This is a genomic window from Treponema bryantii (assembly GCF_036492245.1).
GTDB classification, from domain to species: Bacteria; Spirochaetota; Spirochaetia; order Treponematales; family Treponemataceae; genus Treponema_D; species Treponema_D bryantii_C.
The window spans coordinates 568,759-582,504 of record NZ_AP025286.1; the positions used below are offsets into that span (position 1 = coordinate 568,759).

The window sequence follows — 13,746 nt, forward strand, 5'->3', positions numbered from 1 at the left end:
AAGGCAAAAAACAGATTATTTGCTTTCAGAATTGTGAGCTTCCTGCTTCCTGATATACATCAGGTTATCTGCCTGGTTAATATAATCAATAATAGTATTGGAAGATTCTGGATCTGTAATGATATAACCACAGCTTGCAGTAAGTGGATATGAAAGCTGCATGGAAGAAACCTGTTTTGTAAGATTATCAGTCAGTTTCTTTATGTATTTCTGGACCACCTTTTCATCATTGCAAACACCAAGGGCAATGAACTCATCTCCACCATAACGGATACCAATCCAGTTTTTAGGCATTTCTGTCAGCAATGCAGAGGAAACTGTTCTTATGGCAAGATCTCCCTGAAGATGGCCAAAGTTATCATTGATATATTTCATTCTATTGATATCAACAAATACAACTGCACACTTCTGTTTACGCGCATTTGCTTTTTCCAGAAGAGGAATACCATTCTGTTCCATACCAAATCGGTTATTAAGTCCTGTAAGCTGGTCTGTGTTTGAAATATTGAGTAAAGTTTTGTTCATTTCATCCAGTTTACAGTTCTTTCGATACTGCTCAAGGTTTCCATTTATCTGGATCATATAATGATTCAGAGTTGTATCAATCAGAAAATCAACAGCGTCTTTAACAACAATATATCCGAAAATGTAATCATCATAATGAAGTGGAGTAAAGGTATAAACAGAAGGCTTAGCCTTGTCATCAAAGTCTGGAATCAGGTCTTGCCGCGGAAAATGTTCTTTACTAAAAATCTTTTTTCCTTTTATGCCGACAAGACAATCCATATAATCAGAAAATTGTTTAGTACCTTTAAAAGAAGCATCTATAAAGCTGTTTTTTGCTTCGGAATCAAGAATGAAGTAAAAATCCTTATCTGCAAAAGTTCTATTGTATTTATAGTAATTCATAAGGGATTTTTTGAAGTCTGGATAGTTTGAACAATTGAAAATGGAATTTATCATATCAGTTTCCTGACTCTGGAATATGATGTTTTCCATTTCTTTCATATATGCATTTATACAGAAATCTTTACGGTATGAATCACCCTCACTTTCAGACATACAACCACAGCTTTCATTTTTTACAAAGGAAGATGAAACCACAACTTTCTCAGGTTTTGCGGTTCCCTCAATTTTTTCTATAAGCTGCCAGGCTGCAATGTATCCGATTTTTTCGAAATCCTGATAAACTGTAGTGATGGAAGGATAAAATGTTGAGGCAAAAGAGATTTTATCAAAGCCGGTTACAATAAAATCCTTAGGTACTGAAAATCCATGGTCTCTCAAACCAATACAGACTGCAATGGCAATATTGTCATTTGCACAGATAAAAGCATCCGGTGGATTTTCCCGCTTAGTTAACTCCATCGCATATTTAATACTTGTAATATATTCCCAGTTTGTATAGCGGATATTTTCGTCTTTAAGTTCAATTCCATTTGTTGATAAGGCTTTTCTTGTTGCATCTAGACGTTCATTTGAATCTGGATGTTCTTTTGTTCCTGCAAAAAAGGCTGGATTTTTTATATGATGTTCCTTAACAAGATGGTCAACCATTTCGAACATGCCTTTGTAGTTATCAATTCCAACATAACTGAGGCCATCTAACGGGACTCCAATACTGACAGACGGTACATCATTTGCTACCAGAAGCTTTGATATATTATCTGGATTATTTCCGGTGTTAAGCATATTTGAAAAAACTATGGCACCGTCAAAGTTCTTGTAATCTGAAAGATAAAAAATGGAATCTTCGCCCTTTTGTCGGGATTCCGGGTGGCTGAACGCTGCAAAACTTAAAAATAGAAAGATATCAATGTTTTGTTTATCAGTTACTTCCTGAATTCCTTTAAGAGCCTGTGCGATTCCAAGATTGTTCCAGCCGTTGGCGAAAACTGCAATTCTCCGTTTCATATCTATAATTATATTACAGAAAATTCAATAATTAAATAAAAAATTATTTTTCCGAGATAAAAGAAAGTGCATCTGTTCGGGCATCCTGCATAATGCCCATGTCGCGGGAAAGATCTGCTATTCGGAAACCGAGTTCTCCTGCCTGAACTGTGCCGTTGAGTTCTCCAGGACCTCGGGTTTTAAGATCCTGCTCTGCGATGAAAAATCCATCTGTGCTCTGGCGGAGGGCTTTCATTCGTTCAATGCCGGTTTCTGTAATGTCTTTGCTGTAAATAAGGAAGCAGTAAGACTGAGCGGTGCCGCGGCCAACTCGTCCTCGCAGCTGATGAAGCTGTGCCATACCAAAACGATCTGCCTGTTCAATTACCATACAGGTTGCATTCGGGACATCGACACCTACTTCGATTACTGTAGTTGCGGCGAGTATTTGAATTGCACCGTCACGGAAGGCATTTAGAATCTGAACCTGTTCTTCTTCGTCGACCTTACTGTGCACAAGAGCACATTTATATTGAGGATAGATGTGGTCACGCAGGTGGGTAAAGGCCCGCTCTGCCGATTTTATGTTTTCATCGCTGTCGATTGCCGGATAAACAAAATATGCCTGATGTCCCTGAGCGAGTTCCTTACGTACGGCTTCGTAAGCATTGATTTCGTTTCCTTCTTTTACAAGATAGGTTGTGACTGGTTTTCGTCCGGCTGGCATTGTATGAATAGATGAAATATCGAGATCTCCAAACACTGTGAGGGCAAGACTTTGTGGAATTGGAGTTGCGCTCATCATAAGTAGATTCGGTTCGAATGTCATGCCGCGGTTAGTTACTCTACCTTTTTCTAGAATTGCCTGGCGCTGTAAAACTCCGAAGCGATGCTGTTCATCAATTACAGCGAGCTTCATATCCTTGTACTCAACATTTGATGAAAAAAGTGCGTGTGTACCAACGACAATATCAATATCGCCTTCTTTAAGGGCTTTGAGCAGCGGGGTACGGCCTTTCGCACGGAGATTTCCGGTAAGGAAGGCTGTTCTTACTCCAAGTGGTGCCAGAAGTTTTGCAGTAGTTTCAGCATGCTGACGGGCAAGGATTTCTGTTGGAGCCATAAAAGCACACTGACCCTTCCAGCTGATTATTCTCAGACAAAGGAAAAGTGATACAAGCGTTTTTCCAGAGCCTACATCTCCCTGAAGCAGACGGGCCATAGTAAAGCTTGGAGTTGTTGGCGGTGGAAGGTCACGGTCTAATTGATTGAGAATTCGTTCCCGTTCGGTGTAGGCGCGGTCAATTTCGGCATCCATCTCGTAAATTACGCTGCGCTGGTCGTCTGTGAGCGGGAATGGCAGGGAGTTGAAGAAATCGAGCTGCAGCGGGGAAAGGCTGTCAGTGAAGGTTTTGAGGTCGACAACTTTTTGATCGGACTCTCTTTGCGGAGCTGAAGAGACGAGAACTCCCGAAGCGCCTTTTCTCTCAAAGACTCGTTTTGCAATCACAGACTGGAATTGAAAAAGTTCTTCAAAGGCAAGTGTCTGGCGCGCGGCCGCCGCCTGGGATATTTCGGTGGGGCGGTGAATAAGGCGGATTGCATCCTGTTTTGAAAGTAATCCGCGTTTTTGTATAATTTCGGCCGGTATCTCGTCTTCAATACCAAACGCATATTGTGACAGTGCCTGTGTTATGGCTTTTGAAATAGCTTTTTGAGTAAGTCCTTCTGTAAGAGGATAGATAGGAATTACACCGCTTTCTTTTGGGGAAATGGATGTGAGGTCGAGCGTTTTACCGGGCTCTGATTCCGTATATTCTGTGTGCTTGATTGCTTCAAATGCAGTGCTCTGTAAAGCACCGTATTTTACAAAAAACTGCCCGGTCACAGTGATTATAGTTCCCGGGACAAGAGATTTTTCTAAAAAGGCACGGTTGAAGCAGATAAGTTCTGCAGTTCCTGTACCGTCTGTAACAATAAGCTTGAGTGTTTTCATTCGCCCATAGCCGAACCATTCCTGGCGGACTACCTGAGCAACTGTATGCACTTTTCCGTTCTGTCCGCGCTCACCAAACGTTACTTTACGTGTCCTATCCTCGTAGTCACGCGGATAATACTGGAGCAGATCGCCTACTGTGAAGATATTAACTTTAGCCAGCGTTTTAGTAAGCTGAGGCCCGATTCCAGAAATTGATGAAACCGGGGTTTTTATATCAGAAATCTTCAAGGCGTGCTCCCACAGTAAATCAAAAAAACTTCAGAAAATTAGAAAGGCATTCTATAACAGAGGTTCACAAGAATCAGAATAAGGAAATGTCCAACGCCAAGAGTTACCAGAAGGATAATCCATGACAATAAAAGTGAAGTCTGGTAGCTCATATTCTTTTTTGAAAATGTTCCGGCGATTTTGTATGACATCTTATTCAAAATCATATCAACCTGATTCCAGCCAGAGTCATAAGAGGTTCTTCCCTTATTGATAAGAAGAACTATCCAGCGAATAAGAATCAAAAGTGTAAAAATTCCTATGATTGAAGAAGCGATTCCCCATAGAGAGCTCAAAATTGTTCCAAGAATTCCACCAAAGAAGATTCTTCCAGTACGCTGAATTCCAGCAAGAATTGCAGAAGCAAGAGAAAGAATTCCAATAGATACAATAGGAGAAAAATCAATGCTTCCTATTCTCAGAAATCCCAATTTTCTGAAAAGCCCCATATAAGGTTCACAGATTGCAGTCATTACATGTCCGAATTTTGTAAACCTTGCACCTGGGAACCAGGACATCAGAATATATACAAAACATAAAAGTGTATAAATAGAAAGAACTCCGGCTAAAATAGTTAAAATTGTTTGAATCACTCTGTCCAAACCTCCCGTACGAAATTGATTTCCTTCAGTGCCTTAATTGTTGTGTCATCAGCGCTTACGGAAATCTGGTCATTTGCCTTTACGACATAAGGATTATTTCCCGTGTCTATATGAAAATATACTGAGCATTTACCCATTTTATCAAATAAAAAATCACGTAATTGCGAAATTGCTGATTCAGAAGTGAAATTTGAGTCTATTTTGATATGTACGGACTGTGCAGAATGCTCTTCCATCTTTTCAACGTCTTCAATTGCATCTACGATAAGAGACGGTGTATCGCGGCTGCCATCAACTTTTCCACGGAAGGCATAAACACTGCCATCTTCAATCTGACCGCGCATTGTCTCCCATGTTTTTGGGAAGAAGGTTAAATCAATCTGGCCGTCCATATCATTCAGTTTAGCAAAGGCCATCTGAGCACCTTTTTTGGTAGTAATCTGATGGATTCCTGTAAGCATGCCAAGTGCAACATATGATTTTCCGGCATCACGCATCTGCCATGCTCTTGCACCGCTTGCTTCAAGGGCTGCTTTTTCTGCCTTGCTTTCTTCTGCAATTCTGTTGATGTTGCTTGCCCTTACGGTAACGGCTCTGTCAATTGCCTTGCGGTAGCTGTCCAAAGGATGTCCGCTTACATAACAACCGATACATTCTTTTTCCATATTAAGAAGTTCCATATTTGGAATATCTGCAATCTTCTTAAACTGGAAATCTGCAAAGTTTTTTTCTTCTTCTTCAAGTTCACCAAATAAATCGCCCTGGCCTTTTCTCTGATCTTCAAGATAAGATGAAACATAATCAAGAACGGCATCCATATTTGCAAGAAGTGTAGGGCGGTTTAATACGGTTCCATCTTTTTCTTTCAGATGGTCAAAAGCTCCGGTTTTTATGAGAACTTCTATTGCCTTTTTATTTACAAGAGTTTTTTCGCGTCCGTCTTCATCCTTTTCAACAAGACCACATACACGCATAATAAAGTCCATAAAGCTCTTGTATGGACCGTTTGTTTCGCGTTCCTTTATGATTGCAGCAGCGGCTCCTTCTCCCATTCCTTTGATTCCTTTAAGACCAAAGACAATGCGGCCGTCTACAACGTCAAAGATAATATCAGAGCGGTTTACGTCCGGAGCATCTACTGCAACGCCCATCTTGCGCGCTTCTTCAATGTAGAACGGAAGACCATCTGTAGAAGTGATTTCGTTTGTAAGGTTCGCTGCCATGAACTCGGCAGGGTAATGCGCTTTGAGCCAGCCTGTGCGGTAAGCAAGAACCGAGTAAGCGGCAGCGTGAGACTTGTTAAATCCGTAGCCCGCAAACGGAATCATGATTTCAAAGATGTCGCCGGCGTGTTCTTCTGTGTGTCCGTTTTTAACGGCACCGGCAATAAACTCTTCCTTCTTTTTCATAAGAACGTCGAGTTTCTTTTTACCCATTGCACGACGGAGCATATCGGCACCACCAAGAGAGAAGCCAGAAATAATCTGGGCTACCTTCATAACCTGTTCCTGGTAAACCATAATACCGTAGGTTTCTTTCAAAAGGTCTTCGAGGGCTGGGTCTGGGTATTCAATCTTTTCCGGGTGCCATTTTCCTTCAATATATTTAGGAATATAAGCCAATGGACCCGGTCGGAAAAGCGCATTCAACGCTACAAGCTCTTCAATACAGCGCGGTTTACATTCACGCAAGATTTTCTGCATACCAGGAGATTCAAACTGGAATACTGCAACCGAGTCTCCGCGGTCAAAAAGGTCAAAGGTCTGTTCGTCGGTTTCACTTACGTTGGCGGTAATGAATTCCGGAGTTCCTTCCGGACGGTGTTTATTTATGATTGCTTCCGCATAGCGGATAAGCGAGAGGGTTTTGAGTCCAAGGTAGTCGAACTTTACGAGACCACAAGGCTCAATAATATCCATTGTATACTGAACACCAACTTCACCTGTTTTAGGATCCTTAAATACAGGAGCCCAGTCTGGAAGCGGAGTAAGACCAATTACCATTCCCGAAGCGTGAAGACCAGTGTTTCGCTTTACACCTTCAAGACGGAATGCAAGATCAAAAAGTTCCTGATAGCGTGGATCATCTTTGTATTTTATCAGCTGACCGCCATCTGGCATTTTTTCTGTAGGCTCACTGAATGCATCCTTGAGTTTTGCTTTAGGATTATCAGGAATACATTTTTTGAGTTCGTTTACTTCTGACAGTGGAATATTCAAAATACGGCCAACATCGGCAATACAGTTCTTTGGCTTTAGAGTACCAAAGGTAACGATGTGTCCAACGTTGGCGTCACCGTAAAGGTCGCGGGTATGCTGAATGATGTCCTGGCGATAGTCGAAGTCCATGTCGACGTCGAAATCCGGCATGGATACACGTTCTGGGTTTAAGAATCGCTCAAAGATCAATCCGTATCTGAACGGGTCGATATCGGTAATTGTCATGGCGTAGGCTACTAACGAACCCGCACCGGAACCTCGTCCCGGACCAATCGGAATATATGGTTTTGGACGTTTATTTACATTGTCATAAGTTGATTTGGACCAGTTGATGAATTCCCAAACGATAAGGAAGTAGCCGGAGAATCCCATTGTAAAGATGGTGTTCATTTCGTAGTCGGCACGTTCGCGGATTTCGGGAGTAATTTCCTTGTAGCGTTTTTTCAAACCTTCTTCTACAAGATATTTTACATAGTCGTTCTGGTCGCTCTGATAGTCGTCGCCGTGAGTACGGAACTCTTCAGGAAGTTCGAAGCGTGGAAGACATTCCTTAAGCTCTGGAGTTGAGTACTGCTTGATTGTAAGATTACACATGTTGGCAATCTTAATTGTATTGTCATAGGCTTCTGGACACTGAGGGAACAAAGCACGCATTTCGGCTTCTGTCTTGAAGTACCAGTTATCAAGATCCATGTCGCCGCCCATCTTTGCATGCTTTTCATGGAGCTGATTTTTGAATCCAATACAGCGTAAAGCATCCTGAGCAATGGCGTCTTCTTTTTCTACATAGTGAATATCGTTTGTAACAACAAGCGGAATGTCCAGTTTGTGAGCCAGAGCAATCAGTTTTTCTGCAACAACCTTCTGCTCGGGAATTCCGTGGTCCTGAAGTTCGATATAATAATGATCAGGACCAAATAGATTTTTATACTTAAGGGCAAGTTCTTCTGCTTCTGCGTCCATTCCTGCAAGAAGCATTTGAGGAAGTTCTCCCTGAATACATGCAGAGCAGCAGATAATTCCTTCGTGGTACTGTTCAAGAAGTTCAAAATCTATACGTGGTTTACCATAATAAAGTGCATTTTCATCACAAAAGGCGCGGCTGGAAAGCCAGCACATATTTTCATAGCCCTTCTGATTTTCGCAGAGAAGAATAAGGTGGAAGTAGTGTGCGTGACGGTCTCCTTCTTCTCCTTTATGGCTGTAAGGAACATCTTCTTTTTCATAATGGCTTCCGTAGGCAACATAAAATTCTTCACCTACAATCGGGTTGATTCCGTTTACATGGCAGAGCTTTTCAAAGTTGAGCGCACCGAACATGTTTCCGTGATCGGTGAGTGCAAGGGCTGGCATGTTAAGACTTTTTGCCTTTGCAACAAGCTTGTCGAGTGTGGCACAACTGTCCAAAAGAGAATAGTCAGAGTGTACATGAAGATGTACGAAATTTGAAACTGGCGTACCTTCTGGGGCAGCCGGAAATTCATGATAATCAGCCATTTTTTAATGCTCCCGGAGATTTTAGTATAACATAAAAGACAAAAAAAAACACGGCGCGCTGCCGTGTTTTTCTTAATAAAGGCGAGTCTTATTTACCGAGCTTAAACATATCAAGCTCTTTCATAAGTCCCTTGAGATTTTCCTGAGTGCTGTTTGTAGAAGCTGTTGTAATTGCAATAGCATCAGAAATCTGCTGAGAGAAGTCATTGATCTGATTCATGTTATCAGAAATAATTCTTGTTACTTCTGAAAGATTCTGCATTTCCTTGATAACCTGTTCACCACCAACGAGCATTTCTGCAGATCCATTCTTTACTTCTACAGTTGTGTCACTGATAGCGCGCATTGCTTCGAGAACCTGCTGGTTACCTGCAGTCTGTTCATCCATTGCGTTGGCAATAACAGTTTCCTGTTCACGAACCTTCTGAGAAAGCTCATAAATATTTTCGAATGCTGCCTGTACGTGATTGATATCAGTTGTAATTCCGGCAATAGCTTCAGAAAGAGAGCGGAGGTTTTCGTCGATAGCTTTACTCTGATCTCCAGACTGTTCAGCAAGTTTTCGGATTTCTTCAGCAACTACTGCGAATCCCTTACCAGCTTCACCTGCATGAGCAGACTCAATAGCGGCGTTCATAGCAAGGAGGTTTGTACGGCTTGCAATGCTCTGAATGATACTTGAAGCCTGGAGAATACCTGCTGACTGCTGGAGTACAGCATCTGCAGTTTTAACGGCTGTCTTAACCTGCTGCTGCCCTTTATCAGCTGCATCAGTAAGAGAGTTTACTACAACATTGTTCTTTTCAAGAATCTGTGAAACGCTGGCAATATTTGCAACCATCTCTTCTACAGCGGCAGAAGACTGTGTAACGCCTGCAGCCTGAGATTCAATAGAATTGTTAAGGGCACGAATATTACCCATAATCTGTTCGATAGAAGAGTTAGATTCTTCTACACCAGCAGACTGGTTTTCAATTTCCTGCTTCATGCTTGAAAGTGATTCAACAATATTTGCAACGTTTTCTTTTGTAAGATCCATGTTGTGAACAAGGTCATCAGACTGATTTGAAGTCTTTCTTGTTGAAACATCGATTTCGCGAAGCATATCTCTTGCCTGGTCTTTGAATGCATTGATTCCCTGAATAATGATACCAAGTTCACTTCGATGTGTTGGCCTACCATCTGCAACAGTATAATCTTTCTGAGAGAGTGCTGAGGTAATGGCTGCAATCTGCTTAAGACAATGAATAATATCTGCAACAAGAAGTAATGTAGCTACAGTAAAGTAAGCAACGCTATAAATCAGAATTGGAGTGATTCGTTTGTAAACAACTGAAGGACCTGCTGCAAGGTTTGCAGGGGTAAGAACAGAAATAATCAGGAATACACAACCAAGAAGCGCAAATGTAAGTGTAAGTACGTTTCTCTGAATGATATTAAGAGGAAGCTCTTTGTTATTAAAAGGAATAACATAGAGTTTTGGTTCAATAATACGAATATGAAGAATATAGAACAAAAGACTTACATCAAAAAGGGATCCGAGCATCAAAAGACTAAGGAAGATTCCTGGATTTCCACCATTAAATGCAGAAAGATGTATGCCATGATTTCGTACATAGATACCCATAACCTGTCCAATAAGAATCATGGAACCAACTGGTATTACAATATTAAAAAGGTCTACAAGTTTAAGCTGTTTATTGAACTTTTTAATTCCTTCTGGAGTAAGCTGTGCTTTCATGATTATATAGCGCAACAGAAATGTCATACATGCACCTGCAATTACGACAAGTGCAACCATTAAGTTGATTATTGGAGCTCCGAAAACAAGTCCAAAGTCATCCATGCTGAACAAACCAGTAATTAAAGCAACTGGTGTCATTACCATAAATGGTGTAGCATATAGAAGGAAAATCATTAAATATCCGTACCACGGAACATAGATGCCATTAGCGTAAGTTTTTTTTGAGCTCATAAAATCTCCTGTTTTTTTGTTAAAATTTTTATTAACAATAATCCTTTATATTATACGGCATGATTCAAAATAAGTTAAGAATTATTTTGACCAGCCTTTTTTCTTGCAGAGATAAATGGCTCATGATAAAATTATGTTATATCGAAAAGTTCAGACGTAAACTTGTGATTTAAGGATGGGGGGAGAGAATTTATTACGTCAGGTATTCTGGAGGATATTTGAGTGTTTTACTATAAAAAATCTCTTCTTTTAACCTTGTTTACAACACTATCAATATTCTGTATCTATTGTATTTCAGCTACTACAAATGGAAATTCCGGAATTCTGACGATGGGAAGTTTTACAATTCCGATTGTCTCTTTACAAGGTATTATTGCTGCCGTTAATGCTTTGTGCTGTATCATAATGGTATTTATAGATTTTAAGAAGGGCAGCAAAATTGCTTTTACGATAATGGGAGTATCTATTGCTCTTGCCCTGATTCCTATTTTTACCGTTCATTCTCTGGCACCACTTCCTGGAATTGTATCTAATATTGTTTCTCTTGTTTCAATAATCATCATTTATTCCTTCTATAAAAGATCATCAATGAACAGCCTTACAGATTTTATTACAGGCTTACCAAACAGACGTTATTATGTGAAAGAAGTAAATGAAAGACTCAGCGTAAAACAAACTTTTTATCTCGCAAGTATTGAGATAGAAGATTTTAAGAATATAAATGATGTATATGGAATTCGTGCTGCAGATTTTATTTTAGTTGATACTGCCAAAAAACTGAAAGGTAAGCTTGGTGAGAACGAAATGCTTTTCAGAATTACCGGCGGTCTTTTTGCAATGCTGCTGAATGAAAAAACTGTACCGGAAGAAAAACTAAAAAATGTAATCCGTTCTGAAGTCATGATGCTTCCCCCAAAAGAAGGTGAAGATCTGCTTGTAAAAAACAGTTGTATTGTTTCCCTTGCAGCAGGTATTGTTCATATTGGTTCAAATGATAATTACAAGGATTCTGCTTCTGTTATGCGTGATGCTGAAATTGCGCTGATGGAGGCCCGCAAGTTACAGAATCAAAAAATGTGTCTTTTTTCTGATTCATTAAAGAAACTGGATTTTGAACAGAAAGAAGCAGAGTTTCTTATAAAAGATGCAATGCAGAATAATTATTTCTACCTTGTATATCAGCCGCAGTTTACTACAAATGAAAAGAAACTCCGTGGTTTTGAAACTCTTATTCGTTGTAAAAAGCCGGACGGTTCAATAATTAGTCCTGCAAATTTTATTCCTGCTGCGGAAAAAACAAATCTAATCACTTCTATTGATGATTATGTTTTGCGCCGTGCTATGACAGAGTTTAAGCCTGTTGTTGTAAATGAAAAAAAAGATTTTGTTCTTTCAATAAATGTTTCGGCAAAGAATATTGGAACAGAAAATTTTGCACAGAAACTTAAACAGATTATTGATGAAATTCAGTTCCCTCCAGAAAATCTTGAAATTGAAATTACTGAATATTCTTTTGCAGAATCTATGGAGACTACGGTAGAAAATATCCTGTCGCTTAAGAGTCTTGGAGTTCAGATTGCCCTTGATGATTTTGGAACCGGTTATACTTCAATTGCTCAGCTTATGAAGCTGCCTGTAACTCTTTTGAAAATTGATAAGAGTCTTATTGATAATATTGAAACAGATCCTGTTATGTGTGACATGGTTGATTCTGTAATTTATATGGGCCATATCATGAATTGCGAAGTTATTTCAGAAGGTGTTGAAAATGAAAACCAACTTGAAATTCTGAAAGAGCACAAGTGTGATTTTATTCAGGGCTTTGTATGGGGTAAACCTCTGGATTTTGATTCTGCTGTCAGCTTGTGTAAGGATACAAAATAAATGAAATCCAGAGCCAGTTTCTCAAAACTATCAGTTTTAGTTATCTCTATTTTATTACTTGTTGTTAACGGCGCGCTTGGAACAATTTTAATTCTTCAGTCACGTAATGATTTACGCCAACAGATGCAGGGGCGTATGCTGGATATTTTGAATAGTGCAGCGTCTCTCCTTGATGGTGACGTGCTTGAAAAACTTCAGAAAGAAGATGAAGATACTCCTGAGTATCAGTATTCACTGGGAATTCTACGCGCCTTTCAGGATAACTTTAAACTTGATTATATTTATGGAATCCGGGATATGGGAAATAAACAGTTTTCGTTTACTATTGATCCTGCTCCTGTTGACCCGGGTGAATTTGGTGAGCCGATTGTTTATACAGATGCTCTTTATTCTGCAAGTCTTGGAATTGCGGCTTTTGATAAAGAACCGTATGAAGATAAATGGGGACGATTCTATAGTGCTTACGTTCCGGTTTTTAATTCCAAAGGAAAGGTTGGTGGAATAATTGCCGTTGATGCTGATGCAGACTGGTATGAAAAACGGCTAAGGGAACATATTATAACAGTTCTGATTATTTGTATTGTTTCGCTGCTAGCCGGTGGCATTATTGTATTTCTTGTAATCAGTAAATTACACAGACGGTTATCATTTATCAATATAGAGATGAATCTGCTTACGGAAGAAGTTGATGAGCTTGCTCATGCATTAAAAATAGCTTCCGGCCGTCGTTCTGATTCTTTTGAATATAATGATTCTTACAAACTGTATGAGGAGGATTCTCAGTCTTTAAAACGAGATGAATTTGAGGAACTGTATAATTGTTTGAAATATGTACGGAACGAACTTCAGCAGTATATTGATGATGCTCATAAAATGGCTTATACAGATGCTCTCACTGGAGCTGCAAATCGAAACGCTTATGTAGAGATTATTAAAGAACTTGATGCACAGCTGGCAGAAAGAGAACTTGATTTTTCTATTGCTGTTTTTGACATTAACGGACTTAAGCCTGCAAATGACAGTTTTGGCCATGACTATGGTGATATGCTGATTATTACAGCTTCTGATATTTTAAAAGACTTCGTTGGTTCAGAAAACCTTTACAGAATAGGTGGAGATGAATTTGCAGCTGTATTAGATATATCTGATGATAAAAAATTAGATAAAATTTTTAAGGCTATAGATTCTGCAGTTGCAGAAACAAATGAAAAAAATACAGAGTTTAATTCAGAGGCTCCTCTTGCCATATCAAAAGGATATGCAATTTATGCTTCTGGAAAAGATTCAGATGTGCAGTCGGTTTTCCGCCGTGCAGATGAACAAATGTATTCAGATAAAGCTGCCTATTATAAGAAGCATGACCGTCGCCACCGATAGCATATCTATTGAGACAACTCTTCAAAATCATTA

Annotated in this window: 7 protein-coding genes; 2 read left to right on the plus strand and 5 right to left on the minus strand. The window is 39.7% G+C overall.

What is annotated here, in order from left to right; genetic code table 11:
• Positions 1-15 precede the first annotated feature (15 nt).
• The 5 genes from AABJ44_RS02970 to AABJ44_RS02990 form a co-directional block, all read right to left on the minus strand.
• Complete coding sequence (locus tag AABJ44_RS02970) at positions 16-1,914, minus strand: substrate-binding and GGDEF domain-containing protein (RefSeq protein WP_338370373.1); 1,899 nt, start codon at positions 1,912-1,914, stop codon at positions 16-18.
• Between the two features lie 43 nt (positions 1,915-1,957).
• On the minus strand, positions 1,958-4,120 hold the full coding sequence (gene recG, locus AABJ44_RS02975) for an ATP-dependent DNA helicase RecG (protein ID WP_338370374.1): 2,163 nt from the start codon (positions 4,118-4,120) through the stop codon (positions 1,958-1,960).
• A gap of 38 nt (positions 4,121-4,158) precedes the next feature.
• A complete protein-coding gene (locus tag AABJ44_RS02980) occupies positions 4,159-4,752 on the minus strand; it encodes a YggT family protein (RefSeq protein ID WP_074641100.1) in 594 nt (197 codons plus the stop codon).
• A complete protein-coding gene (dnaE, locus tag AABJ44_RS02985) occupies positions 4,749-8,477 on the minus strand; it encodes a DNA polymerase III subunit alpha (RefSeq protein WP_338370375.1) in 3,729 nt (1,242 codons plus the stop codon). Before dnaE ends, AABJ44_RS02980 begins: the two co-directional genes overlap by 4 nt.
• Before the next feature lie 88 nt (positions 8,478-8,565).
• Entirely contained in the window at positions 8,566-10,452 is a 1,887-nt protein-coding gene (locus AABJ44_RS02990; protein WP_338370376.1) for a methyl-accepting chemotaxis protein, read from the minus strand.
• A gap of 222 nt (positions 10,453-10,674) precedes the next feature.
• Here AABJ44_RS02990 and AABJ44_RS02995 point away from each other — a divergent pair, with 222 nt between their 5' ends.
• The gene (locus AABJ44_RS02995) at positions 10,675-12,336 is read left to right on the plus strand and encodes a putative bifunctional diguanylate cyclase/phosphodiesterase (protein ID WP_338370377.1); all 1,662 of its coding nucleotides are present in this window, start codon (positions 10,675-10,677) and stop codon (positions 12,334-12,336) included.
• A complete protein-coding gene (locus AABJ44_RS03000) occupies positions 12,337-13,713 on the plus strand; it encodes a sensor domain-containing diguanylate cyclase (protein WP_338370378.1) in 1,377 nt (458 codons plus the stop codon).
• Positions 13,714-13,746 lie beyond the last annotated feature (33 nt).